This is a genomic window from Mesorhizobium sp. M0960, assembly GCF_040319055.1.
Classification (GTDB): domain Bacteria; phylum Pseudomonadota; class Alphaproteobacteria; order Rhizobiales; family Rhizobiaceae; genus Mesorhizobium.
The window spans coordinates 118,627-137,101 of sequence record NZ_JAMYNN010000007.1 but is presented as its reverse complement, the minus strand read 5'-3'; the positions used below and the strand labels follow the sequence as shown (position 1 = coordinate 137,101).

At 62.1% G+C, this 18,475-nt stretch carries 22 protein-coding genes and 1 tRNA gene; 12 read left to right on the top strand and 11 right to left on the bottom strand.

The features are described from left to right. The first annotated feature begins 25 nt into the window (after positions 1–25). Positions 26–1,390 (top strand): magnesium transporter, encoded by a 1,365-nt coding sequence (gene mgtE / locus NKH63_RS15675; protein WP_352482583.1) that lies wholly within the window; start codon positions 26–28, stop codon positions 1,388–1,390. Positions 1,391–1,447: 57 nt separating this feature from the next. Here mgtE and gor read toward each other — a convergent pair whose 3' ends face one another. From gor to rpiA, 3 genes are all read right to left on the bottom strand, one after another. Then, on the bottom strand, positions 1,448–2,836 hold the full coding sequence (gene gor, locus NKH63_RS15670) for a glutathione-disulfide reductase (RefSeq protein ID WP_352482584.1): 1,389 nt from the start codon (positions 2,834–2,836) through the stop codon (positions 1,448–1,450). A 118-nt stretch (positions 2,837–2,954) separates the two neighbouring features. Beyond that, positions 2,955–3,551 carry a DUF2059 domain-containing protein gene (locus NKH63_RS15665; RefSeq protein WP_023717614.1) on the bottom strand — a complete coding sequence of 199 codons (597 nt, stop codon included), beginning with the start codon at positions 3,549–3,551 and terminating at the stop codon, positions 2,955–2,957. Further along, complete coding sequence (gene rpiA / locus NKH63_RS15660; RefSeq protein ID WP_023717615.1) at positions 3,538–4,269, bottom strand: ribose-5-phosphate isomerase RpiA; 732 nt, start codon at positions 4,267–4,269, stop codon at positions 3,538–3,540. Before rpiA ends, NKH63_RS15665 begins: the two co-directional genes overlap by 14 nt. Before the next feature lie 144 nt (positions 4,270–4,413). Here rpiA and NKH63_RS15655 point away from each other — a divergent pair, with 144 nt between their 5' ends. Together NKH63_RS15655 and NKH63_RS15650 are read left to right on the top strand one after the other, a co-directional pair. Then, on the top strand, positions 4,414–5,097 hold the full coding sequence (locus NKH63_RS15655) for a phosphoglycolate phosphatase (protein WP_352482587.1): 684 nt from the start codon (positions 4,414–4,416) through the stop codon (positions 5,095–5,097). Positions 5,098–5,199: 102 nt separating this feature from the next. Then, positions 5,200–5,274, top strand: a tRNA-Val gene (locus NKH63_RS15650). Between the two features lie 278 nt (positions 5,275–5,552). Here NKH63_RS15650 and NKH63_RS15645 read toward each other — a convergent pair. Both NKH63_RS15645 and NKH63_RS15640 read right to left on the bottom strand, forming a co-directional pair. After that, the gene (locus NKH63_RS15645) at positions 5,553–6,218 is read right to left on the bottom strand and encodes a hypothetical protein (protein WP_156948025.1); all 666 of its coding nucleotides are present in this window, start codon (positions 6,216–6,218) and stop codon (positions 5,553–5,555) included. Between the two features lie 175 nt (positions 6,219–6,393). After that, on the bottom strand, positions 6,394–6,660 hold the full coding sequence (locus NKH63_RS15640) for a hypothetical protein (RefSeq protein WP_352883420.1): 267 nt from the start codon (positions 6,658–6,660) through the stop codon (positions 6,394–6,396). 204 nt (positions 6,661–6,864) lie between these two features. Here NKH63_RS15640 and NKH63_RS15635 point away from each other — a divergent pair, with 204 nt between their 5' ends. Both NKH63_RS15635 and NKH63_RS15630 read left to right on the top strand, forming a co-directional pair. Next, on the top strand, positions 6,865–7,116 hold the full coding sequence (locus tag NKH63_RS15635; RefSeq protein WP_023717619.1) for a PepSY domain-containing protein: 252 nt from the start codon (positions 6,865–6,867) through the stop codon (positions 7,114–7,116). Positions 7,117–7,244: 128 nt separating this feature from the next. Further along, positions 7,245–7,721: a hypothetical protein gene (locus NKH63_RS15630; protein ID WP_352482589.1), complete on the top strand. Its 477-nt coding sequence runs from the start codon at positions 7,245–7,247 to the stop codon at positions 7,719–7,721. 11 nt (positions 7,722–7,732) lie between these two features. On the opposite strand, the gene NKH63_RS15625 is transcribed toward NKH63_RS15630, so the two are convergent. Both NKH63_RS15625 and NKH63_RS15620 read right to left on the bottom strand, forming a co-directional pair. Then, the gene (locus NKH63_RS15625; RefSeq protein ID WP_023717621.1) at positions 7,733–9,634 is read right to left on the bottom strand and encodes a L,D-transpeptidase family protein; all 1,902 of its coding nucleotides are present in this window, start codon (positions 9,632–9,634) and stop codon (positions 7,733–7,735) included. Between the two features lie 222 nt (positions 9,635–9,856). Then, entirely contained in the window at positions 9,857–10,603 is a 747-nt protein-coding gene (locus NKH63_RS15620; protein ID WP_352482591.1) for a 3-oxoacyl-ACP reductase family protein, read from the bottom strand. Positions 10,604–10,701: 98 nt separating this feature from the next. Between NKH63_RS15620 and NKH63_RS15615 the strand changes: the two genes are divergently transcribed. After that, the gene (locus NKH63_RS15615; RefSeq protein WP_023717623.1) at positions 10,702–11,316 is read left to right on the top strand and encodes a TetR/AcrR family transcriptional regulator; all 615 of its coding nucleotides are present in this window, start codon (positions 10,702–10,704) and stop codon (positions 11,314–11,316) included. A gap of 35 nt (positions 11,317–11,351) precedes the next feature. Here NKH63_RS15615 and NKH63_RS15610 read toward each other — a convergent pair whose 3' ends face one another. After that, a complete protein-coding gene (locus tag NKH63_RS15610) occupies positions 11,352–12,260 on the bottom strand; it encodes an alpha/beta hydrolase (protein WP_352482593.1) in 909 nt (302 codons plus the stop codon). Positions 12,261–12,307: 47 nt separating this feature from the next. On the opposite strand from NKH63_RS15610, the gene NKH63_RS15605 reads away from it, so the two are divergent. After that, on the top strand, positions 12,308–12,760 hold the full coding sequence (locus NKH63_RS15605; protein WP_352482594.1) for a MarR family winged helix-turn-helix transcriptional regulator: 453 nt from the start codon (positions 12,308–12,310) through the stop codon (positions 12,758–12,760). Between the two features lie 44 nt (positions 12,761–12,804). On the opposite strand, the gene NKH63_RS15600 is transcribed toward NKH63_RS15605, so the two are convergent. Then, positions 12,805–13,416 (bottom strand): pyridoxamine 5'-phosphate oxidase family protein, encoded by a 612-nt coding sequence (locus NKH63_RS15600; protein WP_352482595.1) that lies wholly within the window; start codon positions 13,414–13,416, stop codon positions 12,805–12,807. A gap of 148 nt (positions 13,417–13,564) precedes the next feature. On the opposite strand from NKH63_RS15600, the gene NKH63_RS15595 reads away from it, so the two are divergent. Next, on the top strand, positions 13,565–13,993 hold the full coding sequence (locus NKH63_RS15595) for a nuclear transport factor 2 family protein (RefSeq protein WP_352482596.1): 429 nt from the start codon (positions 13,565–13,567) through the stop codon (positions 13,991–13,993). A 22-nt stretch (positions 13,994–14,015) separates the two neighbouring features. On the opposite strand, the gene NKH63_RS15590 is transcribed toward NKH63_RS15595, so the two are convergent. Next, entirely contained in the window at positions 14,016–14,369 is a 354-nt protein-coding gene (locus tag NKH63_RS15590) for a gamma-butyrobetaine hydroxylase family protein (protein ID WP_023717628.1), read from the bottom strand. 198 nt (positions 14,370–14,567) lie between these two features. Between NKH63_RS15590 and moaA the strand changes: the two genes are divergently transcribed. Both moaA and NKH63_RS15580 read left to right on the top strand, forming a co-directional pair. Beyond that, the gene (gene moaA, locus NKH63_RS15585; RefSeq protein ID WP_352482597.1) at positions 14,568–15,563 is read left to right on the top strand and encodes a GTP 3',8-cyclase MoaA; all 996 of its coding nucleotides are present in this window, start codon (positions 14,568–14,570) and stop codon (positions 15,561–15,563) included. A 58-nt stretch (positions 15,564–15,621) separates the two neighbouring features. Next, positions 15,622–16,095 carry a hypothetical protein gene (locus NKH63_RS15580; protein ID WP_352482598.1) on the top strand — a complete coding sequence of 158 codons (474 nt, stop codon included), beginning with the start codon at positions 15,622–15,624 and terminating at the stop codon, positions 16,093–16,095. A gap of 51 nt (positions 16,096–16,146) precedes the next feature. On the opposite strand, the gene NKH63_RS15575 is transcribed toward NKH63_RS15580, so the two are convergent. Then, positions 16,147–16,809 (bottom strand): DUF1579 family protein, encoded by a 663-nt coding sequence (locus NKH63_RS15575; protein ID WP_031193573.1) that lies wholly within the window; start codon positions 16,807–16,809, stop codon positions 16,147–16,149. Between the two features lie 260 nt (positions 16,810–17,069). On the opposite strand from NKH63_RS15575, the gene NKH63_RS15570 reads away from it, so the two are divergent. Both NKH63_RS15570 and NKH63_RS15565 read left to right on the top strand, forming a co-directional pair. After that, a complete protein-coding gene (locus NKH63_RS15570) occupies positions 17,070–17,426 on the top strand; it encodes a hypothetical protein (RefSeq protein ID WP_023717633.1) in 357 nt (118 codons plus the stop codon). 121 nt (positions 17,427–17,547) lie between these two features. Then, a complete protein-coding gene (locus NKH63_RS15565) occupies positions 17,548–18,468 on the top strand; it encodes a DMT family transporter (RefSeq protein ID WP_023717634.1) in 921 nt (306 codons plus the stop codon). The last annotated feature ends 7 nt before the right edge of the window (positions 18,469–18,475 follow it).

Genomic DNA, 18,475 nt, shown 5'->3' with positions numbered 1-18,475 from the left:
CCTGCCGGACGGCAAGGAGTGAGCCATGAACGAGTTTTCCCCTGTCGCGGGCGGCGATGCTATCGCCATCGCCCGCGTGCTTGCCAACGAACACATCGCCGATATCGTCGAGGCCTTGAATCAGGAGCCCCGCGAGACAGCATCGGATCTGCTCTGCGAAGTGCCGTTCGAGCGGCTGGTCGAGATCTTCGACCAGCCTGAACTCGACGGCGCGTCCGAACTGGTCGAGGCGCTGCCCCGCAGCAGGGCAGGCAGGCTGCTTGCGGCCATGTCGGTCGACCGCGCCGCCGACATACTGCGCGATCTGAACGAACCGGCTCGTTCCGAACTGCTCGGCGGCCTGGCGCCGCCGCTGCGCGCGACGCTGCTTGCCATTCTAGGCTACCCCGAGGGCAGCGCCGCCTCGCTCATGACGACCGAATATGTCAGCGTGCCGCCGGACTGGAGCGTGGCCCGCACGCTGGATTACATCCGCAAGGTGGAGCGGACACGCGAAACCGTCTACGCGATCTACATCGTCGATCCGAAAACGCATGTCCTGTTGCGCTCGACCAGCTTGCGCCGGCTGATTGCCGGTGAGCCGGATGAGCTGATCATGGCGGTTGCGCCGGATCGCGCGCCTATTACCGTGTCGCCGCTGACCGATAGCGAGAAGGTCACACAGCTGATCTCGAAATACGATCTGCTCGCCGTCCCGGTCGTGGACAACGGCAAACTCCTCGGCATTGTCACCATCGACGACATCATCGACACGATGATCGAGGAAACGACCGAGGACGTGCATCGCTTCGGCGGCATGGAAGCTCTGGATGAGCCCTACATGAAGATGAGCTTTCTGGCGATGATCCAGAAGCGCGCCGGTTGGCTATGCGCGCTGTTCGTCAGTGAGATGCTGACAGCCAACGCGATGCAGAGCTACGAGGGCGAGCTGGAAAAGGCGATCGTGCTGACGCTATTCATTCCATTGATCATGAGCTCCGGCGGCAATTCCGGCTCGCAGGCGACCTCGCTGGTCATCCGGGCGCTGGCGCTGCGCGAAATCGGCCTTGGCGACTGGTGGCGGGTGGCCCTGCGCGAGCTGCCGACTGGTCTGGTGCTTGGCTCGATCCTTGGCGTAGTCGGCGTTTGCCGCATCGCGCTCTGGCAGTATCTCGGCTTCTACGACTACGGCCCCCACTGGCCGCTGATCGCAATGACGATCGGCGCCACGCTGGTTGGCATCGTCACCTTCGGCTCGCTGTCTGGATCGATGCTGCCGTTCGCCCTGAAGCGCATCGGCTTCGATCCGGCCAGCGCATCGGCTCCGTTCGTCGCCACGCTGGTCGACGTCACCGGGTTGGTGATTTATTTTTCTGTGGCGCTGGTGATCCTGCGCGGAACGCTGCTGTAAAAAAACTCACGCACTTCCATCGCGGCAATCCCGTTGCCGCGATGGGTTCTTGTCGCGTCAGACGCGCTCACCATCTCTCACCCGGTAAGTCGGCTTGTACATGGTGACGAGTTCTTCCGCCGCGGTCGGATGCACCGCCATGGTACGATCGAAATCATCCTTGGTCAGCCCGGCCTTCAGCGGTATGCCGAGAAGCTGCGCCATTTCGCCGGCATCCGGCCCGAGGATGTGGGCGCCGAGGACTCTTTTCGAGGCGCCGTCGACGACCAGCTTCATCAGCATCTTTTCATCGCGGCCGGAAAGCGTGTGCCGCATTGGCCGGAAGGTGGCGCGGTAGATTTCGAGATCCGAAAAGCGTTTTGCCGCCTCATCCTCCGACAGACCGACCGTGCCGATCTCGGGCTGGGAAAAGACCGCGGTCGCGATCGTGTCGTGGTCGGGCGCCGTCGGCTTGTCCTTGAAGGCGGTCTCGACGAAGCACATCGCCTCGTGGATTGCCACCGGCGTCAATTGCACGCGGTGGGTGACGTCACCGATCGCCCAGATGTTGTCGATATTGGTGCGGGAGTATCCGTCGACCTGGATTGCCCCGGTCTTGGTCATCTCGATGCCGACGCCTTCCAGGCCCATGTTCTCGGTATTGGGAATGCGGCCGATGGCGAGCATGACCTGATCGACCGTCAGCACCGTGCCGCCGGTGACAAGCGCGTCGAGCCGGCCGTCAGGCCGCTTCCTGACCCACTCTGACACGGCGTGGCAGAGGATTCTTATCCCCTTCTTTTCCATCGTCTCGTGCAGCATGCGTCGGAGGTCCATGTCGAAACGGCTGAGGATCTCCTTGCCGCGGTAGACCAGCGTCGTGTCGACGCCAAGCCCGTGAAAGATATTGGCGAATTCGACGGCGATATAGCCGCCGCCCTCGATCATGATTGCCTTCGGCAGCTCCTTGAGGTCGAAGGCCTCGTTGGAGAAGATGCAGTGCTCATGGCCGGGCAATGCCGGGTGCGGTGCCGGACGCCCGCCGGTAGCGATCAGGATCTGGTCGGCGGTAACGGTGCGATCCTCACCGAGAAGATGCACCACATGCGGATCGACCAGCACGGCGCGTGAGTGAAAGACTTCGCCGCCGGCACCCTGCACATTGTTCTGGTAGATGGCCTCCAGCCGGCTGATTTCGCGGTCCTTGTTGGCGACCAGCGTCGGCCAGTCGAAATGCGCCTCAGGCACCGTCCAGCCATAGCCGGCGGCGTCGGCGAAATGTTCGGGGAACTGCGAGGCATAGACATAGAGCTTTTTCGGCACACAGCCGCGGATCACGCAGGTGCCGCCATAGCGGTATTCCTCGGCGATGCCGACCCGCTTGCCGAGTGCTGCCGCGACGCGCGCCGCCCTCACCCCGCCGGAGCCGCCGCCGATGACGAAAAGATCGTAGTCGTAACCGGCCATGGCTGAACTCCTTGCCCCTCAAACACCGAGACAGGTAGGCTGCCGACCATCAAAAGAAAAGCCCGGACTTGCCGGGCTTTCTGGTCCAGTGGCGGTCAGGCCGCTCGGAAGTCCGCGATCAATTCGGTGTGGCGTCCGCGGGAGCAGCGCCATCGGCCGGGGCGGCACCGTCGGCAGGTGCGGCACCGTCGGCAGGTGCGGCCGGCGCCTTGGCATTCGCCGCTGCACCCAGGGTCTCGCCTACCTGCTGGGCGAGATCGCGAGCCAGGCCGTTCTGCCAGATGTCGGCAGCCTTCACCAGCTCGCGCGTCACGATCGAGCCGTTGTCGAGCAGCTTCTTGCCGGTATCGGAATTGTAGAAGGCGGCGATTTCAGTGAGTTCCTTTTCTGAGAACACTTTTGCATAGGCAAGCGCTGCTTCCTTTTCCAGGTCGGCGCGGCGCGATGCCAGGGCCATCGCCTTCTCGTTGATCGTCTTGGCGATCAGTTCCTGCATGTCCGGGTTCTTCTGGATCAGCTGCTGCTCGAGCGCCGCGGCAGCTTGCGGCAGGATGTTGTCGAACGTATCCGTCGCATGGATCGCCGCGACCGCGGCGCGCGCCGCCTTCAAATGCGCATCAGTGACATCCTGCGAAAACGCCGGCGACGAAAACGCGAAAACGGCCGAGGCCGCCAGAATGGCAAAAAAGCGGCCAACCCGGTTATGCAACATCATGATCGGTAAAACTCCCTGGTTTTCGGGCGGCATGGACGGTTTGGATGCCGTCGCCACCGGCTATGATGGCCGTTGATGCCAGCCCGATGAAAAGACCATGCTCGACCACGCCCGGAATGGCGTGGAGAGCATTCGAAAGCGCTCTTGTATCCGGAATGCGGCCAAAAGATGCATCGAGGATAAAATGGCCGCCGTCCGTAACAAATGGCTGGCTCCCCGTCATCCTCAGTGTAACAGGGCCGGAAAGGCCAAGGTTTGCAGCCACTGCGCCAACTGCAATTTCGGTGGCGCGCAGGCCAAATCGGTTGACTTCGATGGGCAGCGGAAAACGGCCGATCATCTCGACCATCTTGGAGCTGTCGGCGATGACGATCATGCGGGCGGAGGCCGCCGCGACGATCTTTTCGCGCAGCAGCGCGCCGCCGCCGCCCTTGACCAGTGTCAGCGCCGGATCGATCTCGTCGGCGCCGTCGATGGTGAGGTCGAGCTCGGGCGTTTCCTCGAGGGTCGACAGCGGCACACCAAGCTCGGTGCAAAGGACGGCGGTGCGCTCCGAGGTCGGCACGCCGATGACAGTCAGGCCGGTGGCGACCTTGTCGGCGAGCAGCCGCACGAACTCATCCGCTGTCGTGCCGGTGCCGATGCCGAGCCGCATGCCGTCCGTGACATGGGCAAGCGCTGCCCGCGCAGCCTCAACCTTCAATTGCCTCGCATCCATGCCGGGTCCCGAGATTTGTTTCGGCGCTCGTAGCATTTTTGCCGGGCTGGTCAAAGGACCTTGCCCGCGATGCATAAGCCGGCTTGCCTGAACGGGCCGCAGCGGTTATCGCCTGCCGGCAATCAAATCGTCACAGGACAGGCCATGACCCGACCGATCATCGTGTTCGACCTCGACGGGACGCTGATCGACACGGCGCCGGATCTGCTCGACAGCCTCAACCACAGCCTTGCCGCCAGCCAGCTCACGGCCGTCGACGAAGCCGGCTTCAAGCGCTTCGTCGGCCATGGCGGCCGGGTGATGATAGAGCGCGCCCATGCAGCGCAGCACAGGTCGCTGGCAGTGGAGGAGCACGACCGCCTGCTAAAGCTGTTTCTGGACCATTACACCGTTAACATTCCCGGCAAATCGCGCCCCTACCCGGGCGTACCGGAGGCGATCGCGCGGTTCGAGGCGGCCGGGTACCTGCTGGCCATCTGCACCAACAAATACGAGGCCAATTCGGTGGCACTGATCGAGGCGCTCGGCATGACCAGGCATTTCGCGGCGATCTGCGGCCAGGACAGTTTTCCGTTCCGCAAGCCAGACCCGCGCCATCTCACGCAGACCATCGCGCGTGCCGGCGGCGACCCGCACCGTGCACTGATGGTCGGTGATTCGCAGACCGACATCGACACGGCAAAGGCCGCCGGCATTCCGGTGGTGGCAGTCGATTTCGGCTACACCGACCGTCATGTGCGGGAGTTTGAACCGTCGGCGGTGATCTCGCATTTCGATTCGCTGACGCTCGATATGGTACAAGGGCTGATGGCCGCGGCAGAGGGCTGAAGCCGGCCATAGTCCGGACCGCCAGATGCCGACCGACAAGTGGTTGACTTCGCGGGCCGGCCTCCCTTATATCGCGGCGCGCTTGGCCTTCGGGCAACGAGCGGGCGATTAGCTCAGCGGGAGAGCACACCCTTCACACGGGTGGGGTCGCAGGTTCAATCCCTGCATCGCCCACCATCTGCTTTCCTGAATCAATTCCAAGTCAGAGCGGCTAGTTGTCAAAATCTGACGCTTGGTGCCGAAGCAGTAGGCCCGCTCTGGGTAAACCTGCCTTTCGCTCCGGCTGCTGAAGCGGCTTTATCGCGCCCACTGCAAGCATATCGCCCATTCGGCAAACTCGCGCGTCGAGGCCTTTTTCAGCGGCGCGAAGCAATCCCCGCCGCCTGGGAGCGGCTGGAGCGCCCGTCGCGGTCATCAAGCGGGTCGCTCGCTACGCTCCCGCTACGGACTCGATGTCACCCATTGTGAGGCCGCAGCCCGATCACGGTCCGCGCTAAACCCAACCCGAACCAAAGTGTCCACAGGGACATCACCAGTGATGCCACGACCCAGACGAAGCTGCCCAGGGTGACTCCGAGCCACATGCCCAGGGGCCAACCGAGGAAGGCTCCAATTCCGGCCACGACTGCGATGTACGATGCCCAGACCGGCGTGGCTCGGTGAGTGGTCTGCGCCTCGTTGCCAGCGATCACGGCAACGGCCAACGCCAAAAACATGAAGCCGTTGGCCTTTCCTTCGGAAAATGCCCACCAGGCCTCGAAAGTTGCCGTGTCCCCGGCGGCAGCAGCGGCGGAGACCACGGTGGCCTCGGCCACCGCGGTCGTCATGGTCCAGAGGGCGCCGACAGTCAGCACACCCCAGGCAGACAACGTCCACCACGCCTCGGTGAGGCGCGATCTGGCCGCCAGCACGATCAGACCTGTCAGGACGAACAGTGATAGCGCTACCGCGGAAACCCAATGGATGATCGCCCATCGGACAGGGTCGTCGGTGATGACTCCCATCTGGCGACCCATATCGGGATCGATCGGCCCATGGCCGACCAGCGCGCCTGCCAGCAGGATAGAGGCGATCGCAAGCCAAACTCCTGCTACGCGCGTTCCTTCTTCTGTGTTTGCCATAGAGACCTCGCGCAGTAATGGTCCCATGTCCCATCTAGCGCCAGATTTCAAAGGGTTGCAAGATGGCCAATGATCGGAACGGGTCAACTGACGCCGTAACATTGCCACATCTGTACGACCGGAAAGGGTCGGAACAGATAATCCGCATTGGGCACCAAGCGTCAGATTTTTACCACTAGCAGCTGCAGGTCGCCCCCTCGCCCCCAAAATTCTTTTGGGCGAAATTCAAGGCGCTGCTGTAGCTCGTGTAGCTCTGGAACTGGCAAACGTTGGAGCCGGCCCGCACCTTCATCTGCTCGATATCCCAGAACGAAACTTCGATACGGTCGTCGGCGCAATAGACCGTATAGCGTTCAGGTTCCAGCGCCTCGGCTTTCTGCACAGGCATCGAAACGGACGGGATGGAAAGTATGGAAAGTACAAATATGATGGCATGACGCATTTGCATGTAGACCCCCGAGTGACCGTCGGCACTGTTATGGCCGCGATGTTGAGGCGACGCATCATGATTTTAAGCAGTCGCCTTGTTCTTTCGGCGGCCATAGATCAGGTACGGACGGCGCCTCGTTGTAGCGCAACGCTCCGCGATCCCGGAACAAACCTGTATGGAAACGAGTTTCTGGTGATCGAGATGTGAGGGAAAGCCATGTCCAGACTTGTTTTGGCGGCCGCCGTGCTGCTTGTCGGCGGATCGGCCTTTGCGGCTGACGAAAATCCGGTGCCGGCGCAGAATGCCAAGAAGCTGTCGGAAATCATTGCCAAAGTCGAGCAGCGCGACGACTTCCGCTACATCAAGGAAATCGATTGGGACAGCGGCGCCTACACCGTCATTTATTACACGAACGACAAGGCCAAAGTCGAAATCACCTATGATCCGGTGACAGCCGCGCCGAAATGAAGCTGTCCCGCAAACGGTCCAGATTCTAAAAAATGGCGCGCCTCGAAGGCCCCCGGCCTTCGACACACCCTTGCGCAGATATGACTTTGATGGCTGACTGAGTGCTATCATTGCGCGCGGGGGTGGGCATGGCGACGGTAAAGCACGTATTGAAACGCTTTCTGATGATGCTCGCGGGTTATTTCATAGCGGTACTGGTTGGGCTGATCGCGGTGGCGGCGATCTATGGCGGGCTGAGCTCGCTGCCAAATGCGCCGAATTATTTCGACGTCATGGGTGTCACCCCCGTTGCGGTGCTGCTGTTGCCGCCGCTCGGCATGTTCATCTATTTTCTGACGATCGTGCTGACTGCCTTGCAGACGCTGATCTTCGCACTGATTGCCGAGTTTTTCTCGCTGCGCAGTTTTTGGCTGCATATGATCTTCGGCGCCGCGGCTGCGGTTGGCGGCTTCGCCCTGATCTGGCCCAGTGTACCAGACGACACGAACCCGGAGCGCTGGGCCGATATCGGTATCATTGCCGCAGCAGGCGTTGTCGCTGGCCTGGTGTATTGGCTGATCGCCGGGCGCGACGCCGGCTTCCGGCGTCCGCTCTTTCAGCGCTAGACCCGCATTCCTCAGCTTGCCGGCGAACGCACCGCTTCCGTGCTGTCGAGCGCCTGCTGCAGCCTTGTGTCGCGGCCGTAGACGTCGTTGAAATATTCGACATTGCCGGACAGGTCCGGCCATGCGGTGAAATAGGCGACATAGACCGGGATCTTGCGTGTCACGTCTTCGGTCGAATGTCCGAGCTTCAGTCTGTCCTCGATGTAGTCGACCGAGGTGCCGAGCACGGCAGCCGCCATACCGCGCGGATCCTGCAAGCGCACGCAGCCATGGCTGAGCGCGCGCATGTCGCGCTGGAAAAACGACTTCTGCGGCGTGTCATGCATGTAGATGGCGTGCTTGTTGGGGAACAATATCTTCAACTCGCCCAGCGCATTGGCCTCGCTCGGCAGCTGGCGCACGCCGTAGGGTATCTTCGCGCCATAGGCGCCCCAATTGACCGAGGAGGAGGGAATGCGCTTACCGCGCGCATTGACCACCTCATAGCCCGCGCGGTCGAGATAGCCCGGATCCCGGCGCAGCCGCGGCAGCATCTCATTGACCAGGATCGACTGCGGCACGCCCCAATAGGGGTGGAAGTCGACCTGCTCGATCTGGTCATAGAAGAAAGCAGTCTGGTTGGTGGGCCTGCCGACGACGGCGCGGGTCTTCAGCTTCTCCTCGCCATCGTCGATATAGCTCGCGGTGAAAGCCGGCTGGTTGATGAAGACACGCGGGCTGCCGAGGTCGGAAGGCAGCCAGCGCAACTCTTCGAGCGCGACCCGAACCTTCTGAACCTTGTCGGCCTTGGACGTTCCGGCCAACGATGCAACGGTACGTGGGCCGATGACGCCGTCGCCTTTCATGCCGGCCCGTTTCTGCACCGCCTTGATCACCGGCACCAGCTCCGGATCGTAGACCTCGCTGGTGGCGAGCCTCGCCAGGACCTCGCCATAGGCGCCGCCCATCTCGTCATCGAGATTGCGCGCGATCTTTGTCAAAAGCTTCGGCAGTTCAGGGCTGGTCTGCCCCGGCTTCAGCAGCAGATTGGGATCGATGGTGATTTCGTCTTCGGCGCTGGCCTGGAGCGCTTCCAGTTCGACGCGCAGCGCCTGATACTCGGCGTTCTGTGGGTGCCGCGATTCGAGGTAGGTGCGAGCTTGCTGGGTATGGGCCAGCGTCTTCAGCACCCCTTCCATGTCGAGCGGCTTCGGCGGAAAATCGTAGTAGCCGGTCATGCGGTTGGGATCGACGCGGCCGCTTTGTGCGTCACGGGCGTAGCGCAGGACGCGTGCCGACAGCGCCATCTCGAAGCGGACCAGCTCTTTCAGGCGTTCATCGGCATCGCCCGCCGATGTGCCTGCTGCCGGAATTTCGACGGTGTAGTCGGCGGGCGTCAGGCCGTAGCTCGCGGCTTCGCCAAGCACCCGCACCGCATCCTGCGCACGGCTGCTGGGACTGGTTCCCGTCACCCAGATGAAATCCGGATTGGCTGAGTAGTAGGCGATCAGCGCCTTGGCGATGTCCTTCTCGGCATAGAGGTCATAGCCGTCGAGCCCGGCAATGGCTTCGCGGAATGCAGCCCCGGTGGCCGCCGGCTCGAACGCAGCATCCTGCGGCGTTGCCGGTTCAGGCGCTGCCGACAGTGCCGAAAAATCGACGCGCACCAGCGGATCGCTCTTGTAGGTGTAATAGGACGGGCTGCTGATTTGCGCACCACCACCGCCACCACCGGAAGCGGCCGGCGCCTTGGGCCTCGGCTTGTATTTTGACGGTGGCGGGGGAAAGTTACCTTTCGGCGGTGCGTGTTTGACGCCGCCGCCGAAAAGCATGTCGAAGAACCCTTGTGCTTCAGCCTGCGGCGCGCCGAAGGCCAGCATTGCCACGGCCACCGCAAACGGCAGCACGGTGGCTTTGTTTCCAAGGAGTTTCATGGATCACCCGCTCCGGTTGAACCCGGATCCCGTTCCGCACCGCTTTCACGGTCTCGCCCACCGCATGGCGGATGTAAGGCGTGACTATACTGATTCATACTGATTTCGTTAAGCTTCCATAAATTTCGGAACGTCTGTTGCAGAACGGTTTCACAACATCGTGACGGGTGGAGCGAATCCGCCGTCGCTCCCGACCAAATGGTTGCGCCCGTGAGCCAAGCCTCAGGCGTTGGCGCCGCCGTCGATGGTCAATGCTGCGCCTGTCACGAAGCGCCCTTCGGGGCCGGCAAGCCAGGCGACCATGCCGGCGATCTCGTCGGCCGTGCCGAAGCGAGGCGTCGCCATCTTCTGGCGCTGATGCTCGGCGTGCGGGCCGCCTGCTGGATTCATGTCGGTATCCGTCGACCCCGGATGGACGACATTGGCGGTGATGCCGCGCGGACCGAGATCGCGTGCAAAGGCCTTGGTCAGGCCAACCAAGGCAGCCTTGCTGGCCGAATAGGCGCTCAGGCCGGCATCGGTGGCACGCTCGGCCAGGTTGCTGCCGATCGAGATGATCCGGCCACCCTCGCCCATATGCGCCGCTGCTGCCTTGGCCGCGACGAACGGGGCTCTGAGGTTGACCTCCATCGTCTCATCGAAGTCGGCAAGCGACAGGGCATCGATCGGCGCAGCGCGCCAGATGCCGGCGCTGTTGACGAGGATGTCGAGCCGTCCGAAGGCTCTTACCGCCTCATTGACTGCCGCCTCGATCGCGGCAGCATCGCGATTGTCGGCCTTGATGGCGAAGGCCCGACCGCCGGCCGCCTCGATTTCCCCGACCACCGTACGCGCCCGTTCCTCGCCATTCACATAGGTGATCGCCACGCCCGCGCCGTCGGCCGCGAGCCTTCGTGCGATCGCCGCACCAATGCCGCGGCTGCCGCCGGTGACGAAGGCGGCCTTGCCGTTCAAGCTCGTGGATGACATTTGCTTCTCCATTTTGTAGTGATTGATACATAAATACCTGCCAGCCTTGCTGAACCACGTCAACTGAATTATGTATCGATCAACACAGAAAGCACACCATGCCGGAACGAGGCCGCCCCCGCACCTTCGATCGAACCGCCGCCTTGCGGCGGGCAATGGAAGTGTTTTGGGCCAAGGGTTATGAGGGCGCGTCGATAAGCGACCTGACCGCTGCAATGGGCATCAACTCACCCAGCCTCTACGCAGCCTTTGGCAGCAAGGAAGCGCTGTTCCTCGAGGCGACCGAGCTTTACACGCAGGTGGAAGGCACCGATATCTGGTCTGCGCTGGAAAAGGCGCCGACCGCACGCCAGGCGGTCGAGCGATTCCTGCGCCAGACGGCCAGGGCCTATTCGCAGACCGGCCGTCCGCAAGGCTGCCTTATCGCGCTCGGCGCATTGCACCAGGACTCGAGCCGCGGCGCCATCTGCGATGATCTGCGCCGTCGCCGTGCCGAAAACCGCGAAGCCTTGCTGAGACGCCTCGAGCGTGGCGTGGCTGAGGGGGAGTTGCCGGCCGATTTCGACTGCGGTACGGCCGCGACCTTCTATGCGACCGTACAGCACGGCATGTCGATCCAGGCGCGCGACGGCGCGTCGCGCTCGGCTCTTCTGGAGACGGTGGCCGGGGCAATGGCGGCTTGGATAGCGATGGCCAGCACCGGGGCGGCGTGACGGTCGAACCCGGCAGACAAGAACAGACATTCAGGTCACTGCAGAGACGGCTCCAGCCTGCCGGCAACGAAGCCAACGGCGCGCTCCACCACACCCTTGTCCGCGAGAATGCGGCGGTGGCCGAGCCCGTCGGCCCAGTACAGCCGCACATGGTCGCCGGCACGCGCGTAGAGCCTTGCATGATCGGCGGACACTTCGCGGTCGTCCGGCGCGTGGATCACCAGCGTCGGCAGCGGCGCGCTTGCCAGTTGGCGGTCACCGGTGAATTCGTGCAGCGGCCGGCCGGCGATGCGCTCGACCCGGTCGGCCATGGCGACCTGCGAGCGCGAGCCGACATTCAGCATGCGGCTGAAATCTGCAAAGATCGCAGGAAGCGAGCTCGGCGCAGCGATTAGCACCAGCCGCCCGGCCGTCAACGGCGGGATATTTCTGATTGAACCGGCGACGGCATTGGCGGCGACGGCACCACCAAAGGAATGGCCGGCGATGGCGGCAAATGGGCCGAACCATTCGCCGGCAACCCGTGCTGCATCGACCGCACTGACAAGGGTCAGCCGGCGGCCCTGCGACTGGCCGTGGCCCGGCAAATCGAGCGAGACCACCTTGTAGCCGGCATCGCGATAGGCTTCGATCAATGTGCGCATGTATTCGGTACGCGAACGCCAGCCATGGATGACGAGCACGGTGCCTGCAGCCGCCCTGCCCGGCTCGGGCCGGAATTCATGCACCATGACGCAGCCGGTTCTGGTCTTTAGCCGGTGATGGCGCGCTTCGGTCATGAAATCGGCGGCGCGATCGATTGCGCGGCGCTCACCATGGCTCAAGCTCTTTTCGTGCGGCGTGCGGCAGAACAGCTCGAATGCAGCGCGCCCGGTGAGTCGCGGCGCCACATGCTCGGCCACGCCGAACGTGCCGCGGATGACCTTCAGTCCAAATGATGCCATAGTGGCGATCCATCCATTGGTTCAAGCATGAACATAATAGTTCAAACATGAACATTAAGCAAGACCTGCCCTGGGACAACCCGCGTTTTCGCAACTGGGTTGCGGTGGCGCGCGCCTGCCACGTGGTGGAACGCACCTTGGCGGTGAAGCTGGCGCCGCTCGACCTGAAGCCGGCGCAGCTCGACGTGCTGATGAACCTCTACCGCCATCCCGGCATGTCGCAGCACGACCTCGCTCGCCGCCTGCTGGTCGGCCGCTCCAACATCACCATGCTTTTGCCGCAGCTGGAAACCCGCGACCTGCTGCGCCGCGAGAGCGACGAGAAGGACAAGCGCGTGCTGCGGCTGACGTTGACTGAGGCAGGCGAAGCACTGCTGATGCAGGCCCTGAAGGTCCACATGACGCTGATCGAAAAGGCGATGAGCCAGTCGACGCCGGAACAATGCGACATGATCGGCGAACAGATGCGCAAGATTGCCGAGGTGTTGAAGACCGCCTGACGGCCCAGTGCTTCACCACCAAATTCCCTCACCACCAAATTTCTTCACCACATCGATTTTTTCGCGCGCTCCGGCCATTCTCTGTCGTAGACCTCGCCGTCGATGTTCTTGCGGCTGGTGATTTCCAGGATTTGGCCGGCGGTCGGCAGCGATCTTGGGTCGACATGCCTTGCCGGATTCCACAGTTCCGATCGGTGAATGGCGCGGGCGCACTGGAAATAGACCGCATCGACCTCGACGACCGTCACCGAGCGCGCCGGCTTGCCCTCGACTGCGGACGAGGCGCAGAGCGCGGGATCGGTGGTGATGCGGGCGCGGCCATTGACGCGCAGCGTCGTGCCGGAACCCGGCACCAGGAACAGAAGCGCGACGCGCGGATCGCGAAGGATGTTCCTTAGCGAATCGGCACGGTTGTTACCGCGCCGGTCCGGCATCATCAGCGTTTTCGGATCGTGGATGCGGACGAAGCCGGCGAGATCGCCGCGCGGCGAGCAGTCCAGCCCTTCAGGCCCGCAGGTTGCGAGCGCAGCAAACGGCGAAGCTTCGATGAAAGCAGCGTATTCAGGAATCAGCTGGTCGAGTTCCTTGACCACCGACGCCTCGCCGGGCAGGCCATAGAGCGCTTCGAGCTGTTCGACGCTGGTGATCATGGACATGTTTTCGTCTCCAACCTTTGCCGGCGCTACTCCAGACGCATGACATTTTCACGACACGATGCCCGTTTGTCCGTCATCAGGAAACGGGTGTCGAGGGACCGCGAACAAGCGCAAACCGCTTTCGTGCTGACAGAAACGGAGGTCAAAAATGGAGAAACCGCTCGGCCGGCGACGCACCGCCATGGAACTTATTGAAAACATGTTCAATGTTGAAATGCGTTTCCTGCAATCAGGCTCGGAGAGCCTCGATATGCTTGCCAGCGCATTTCATGTCGAGATTGTCGTGCATGAGCCTCGCTCCCTGCCCTATGCCGGTGACTGGAACGACCTCGACGGCGTTGGCGCCCTTTTCCGCAAGATGCGGGAAATCTGGAGCGACGTGGCGGTGGAGGACCTCCAGGTCGCCCAAAACGATGACATGGTGTTCATGAGCTGCACGCTTTCTCTGACATCGCGGGCCAATGGTGCAACCATCAAGCAGCCGTTTGCCGAAGTCTTGCGCTTCAAGGATGACCGGCTGATCGAAGGCACGCCGTTTTATCACGACACCAGCGAGATACTGGCGATGCTGCGTTGACCGGAGCGTCCCGCGAAATCAGTCAGCGGTCGCGGCTCAGCCCCTTCTCTTCCAGCTCGGCGAGATAGGCGGCCCAGCGTGCATCCTTCTCATGACCCAGCGTATGCAGGTAATTCCAGGTGAAGATGCCGGTGTCGTGGAAATCGTCGAAGGTGATGCGCACGGCATAGTTGCCGACCGGCTCGATCTTAAGGATCGCTACATTGCGCTTGCCGGGAACGGTGACGCGCTGTTCGGGCGAATGGCCCTGCACCTCGGCCGACGGCGAGGCAACACGCAGCAGCTCGGCTGGCAATTCGAACGGCTGATGGCCCGGAAAGGTGACGGAAAGCAGCTTGCGGTCCTTCGAGACCCTGAGTTCCTTTGGCGCTGTCATGCTGGTGGATCCTGCGGAAGACAGCCTTCCCTACGCCGCTTCGCGTTGAGGGAAAAGGCCGTTTCAGAACTTCCGACATGATCTGTCGGCGTCGGGATGTTACCGCAGATCGCGAGCTTCTATCTTGAATGGCAAGTTGGCTCGCATCACATAGCCATATATAACGAAGCCGTTCACGGCCACGGGAAGCGCATAAGCATGGATATGATCGATCCTTTCGGTCGCACGATCACCTACCTGCGCGTGTCGGTCACCGACCGCTGCGATTTCCGCTGCACCTATTGCATGGCCGAGGACATGACGTTCCTGCCCAAGAAGGACCTGCTGTCGCTGGAAGAGCTCGACCGGCTTTGCACGGTCTTCATCGAAAAGGGCGTGCGCAAGCTCCGCCTCACCGGCGGTGAGCCGCTGGTGCGCAAGAACATCATGCATCTGGTGCGCCAGCTTTCGCGGCATCTCGAGAGCGGTGCGCTGGAAGAGCTGACGCTGACCACCAACGGATCGCAGCTTTCACGCTTTGCCGCCGAGCTCGCCGACTGCGGCGTCAAACGCATCAACGTCTCGCTCGACACCCTCGATGCCGACAAATTCCGCCAGATCACCCGCTGGGGCAATCTGGATAAGGTCATGGACGGCATCGACGCGGCGCAGGCGGCGGGGCTGAAGGTAAAACTCAATGCGGTGGCCTTGAAGGACTTCAATGATGCCGAATTGCCGGAAATGCTGCGCTGGGCGCATGGCCGCGGCATGGATCTGACGGTCATCGAAACAATGCCGATGGGCGAGATCGACGCCGACCGCACCGACCAGTATTTGCCGCTGTCACTGCTGCGCGCAGCACTCGAGCGCCAGTTCACGCTGAGCGATATTCCCTATAAGACCGGTGGCCCGGCCCGCTATGTCCACGTCGCCGAGACCGGCGGGCGGCTCGGCTTCATCACGCCGATGACGCATAATTTCTGCGAAAGCTGCAACCGGGTCCGGCTGACCTGCACCGGCACGCTTTACATGTGCCTCGGCCAGGAAGATGCAGCCGACCTGCGCGCACCACTGCGTGCGTCCGAAGGCAACGAGCTGGTCGCCGACGCCATCGACGAAGCAATCGGCCGCAAGCCGAAAGGCCACGACTTCATCATTGATCGCCGCACCAACCGCCCATCGGTGTCGCGGCATATGAGCGTCACCGGCGGCTGATTTGTCACCGATTTCGTGCAAGAATAATCGCCTTGGCATCGGCTTCGAGGCAAGGCTCATGCAGCGGCTTTTTGCAATCCCGACGTTTTTCGGAGTGATGGCGGGGACCATGGCAGTTGCCGCGCCACTCACCTATACGAACGAGCGCTTCGGTACCGTCTGCACCTTTCCGGGTGAGATCTTCACTCTTCGCCAGCCTGAGCCGGACAATGGCGATGGACAACAATGGCTCACGGCTGATGGCGCCAGCCTGATCTGTTCAGGCATCCTCAATATCGATGATGAAACTCCGACAGCCTTCGTCTCCGCCCAGAGGGGCAGCAAGGAACCTGGCTACAAGATTACCTACAGCAAGACCGGCAAGGACTGGGCGGTGCTGTCGGGCATCAAAGGCGAGAACATCTTCTACGAACGCCGCCTGTTCGGAAAAGACGGTGTCATCCGTACGGTCTGGATCGACTATCCGCCAGCCTTGAAATCGAAATACGACCCGCTTATCGGAGCGATCGCCGGCAGCCTCAGGGGACCGTGAGCATCCGGCGACCTCGGAACATATTCGCAACCCGTTGTTTTTGCTAACGAGTCACGGTTGACGCGTGTAGTCGTATCGTACGGCAAGCCATTTCTTGCCGCTGCCATTGGCCTGAAGGAAATGCTGCTCGGCCACTTCGTGATTGTCGCCGTCCCTGGAAATGACGAAATCGGAGGCAGTGAACCGCCCTTCGACCTCGGGCCCGAAGCCGACGAAACCAAGCGGCTCGAAAAGCAGCGAAATCTTGCCGTCCTCCTCGCCACCAAAACTCCAGGCGGGCATGATCCCTGCCGGGAAACGGGTATCCATCGAGACATACTTCCAGCGGCCCTCCACGCGGTCATAGCTCAAATAGGCTATCCGCTGGAAGTCTGGGATTTTCGACCCGGGCGCCGGTCGCATCACCTCCTGCATGAAGGGGCCGATCATCGTACGCTCGGCCACCAGCCCGGTCATCACAATCGGCTGGGCGCCGGGCGTTGGCCAGATCGTGTTGACGACGGACCATTTCCCGACGCGGCGAGCGAGTTCATCCGCTTCGTGACCCGGCGTGGACATCCGTTCGACTGCCGACGCCGAAGCGCCGTTCTCGGCGAAGGCAGGCGCCATCGCCATGAGGATAACCGCCAGTGCAGAAGAGAACCGGGAAGCCGACGAAACGTGCCGCCTGCTGCCTGTGCCAAGCATGTCCGCATTGCCTCGTGCATTCATCATGGACCACCTCCCCAGACAAGATCAGAAGCCTACAATGACCAATTTGGTGAATCTTGCCGAGCAAATTTGATCTCGTCGAAAAATTTTCCTCGAGCCGCAGTGTGATCGATTTGCCCTCCGAACCCATCCTTTGGAACGGCACATTTCGGGATCACACCCAGAAAAGGTCTTGTCCGCAAACGGTTACCGGATTTACCGCAAGCCCGTTCGGGCCTAGCCTCTGCTCTGGAGCGGTTCTTCGCCCAGGGGGGGAATACGATATGCACAAACTCATTCTTTCTGTTGCATTGCTCAGCTTCGCGGCCCTGCCCGCGGCGGCCCAGTCGATCGGCGGCACCTATGCCGTGGCCGGCACCAACTTCGATGGATCGTCCTATGGTGGCGACGCGACGATCACGCTGACCAGCGAGACTACCTGCACGATCCATTGGGAGACAGGCGGCTCGTCCTCGGACGGCATCTGCATGCGCAACGACGATGCCTTCTCCGCCGGCTATGTCATGGGCAAGGCGGTTGGCCTTGTCGTCTACAAGGTGCAGGAAGACGGCTCGCTGCATGGCCTGTGGACGATTGCCGGCAAGGAAGGCAACGGCACCGAGGTGCTGACGCGCAAATAAGCCTGCCGCTCTTGCGAGGTAGATGTCACGGGCCACAGAAAGGCTGTGGCCCAGCCCTTTGACGTTGCTGTTTTGCGGGTGCCTGCTAGACGCTTGCTGCAGGACTCACCCGGTAATCGCCTTGCCTCTTTCGCCAAATCTGCGCGGCGCGTTGTTCATGATGGTGGCCATGATTGGCTTCACCCTCAACGATGCAATCACCAAATTCTCGTCGGAATCGATGAACATGGCGCAGGTCATGCTGATCCGCGGCGCCTTCGCTTCGCTTTTCGTTGCCCTGCTTGCGTGGCAACGCGGCGCGCTTGCCCGGCCTGGCTCGATGCTGCAGCCGACAGTTGCGCTGCGCGTCGCCAGCGAGGCCGGCGCCACGGTGTCGTTCCTGGTTGCTCTGGCACATCTTCCGATCGCCAATGTGTCCGCCGTGCTGCAGGCGCTGCCGCTGGCTGTGACGATGGGCGCCGCGCTTGTGTTCAACGAGGGCGTCGGCTGGCGGCGCTGGCTGGCCATTGCCGTCGGTTTTGCCGGCGTGCTGATCATTGTGCGGCCGGGCTTCGAAGGGTTCAGCATGTTTTCTCTGCTGGCACTGGCTAGCGTGGCATGCTGCGCGGTGCGCGACCTCGCCACCAAGCGGATTCCGCAGGCAATTCCGACATTGCTGGTGTCGACCGCCACCGCTCTTGCCATGACCGTTCTGGGCGCAGCATTGCTTTCGCCGATGGGCGGTTGGACGCCGATGACGGGAAAAAGCACGGCATTCCTGGCGCTGGCGGCGGTGCTCGTGCTCATTGGCTACCAGTTCATCATCATGGCGATGCGGGTGGGCGATATCTCCTTCATCGCGCCGTTCCGCTACACCGCCCTGCTCTGGTCGATCCTGCTTGGCTTCACGATCTTCGGCGATGTCCCCGATCTGCCGATGATCGTCGGTGCCACGATCATCATCGCCTCAGGCCTCTATGCGCTCTACCGCGAACGGATCGTCGGCCGGCGAAAGACAGCTGCCGAAAGCGCTGGACCGGACATGGCGCCGGACGGCATATAGGCGCGAC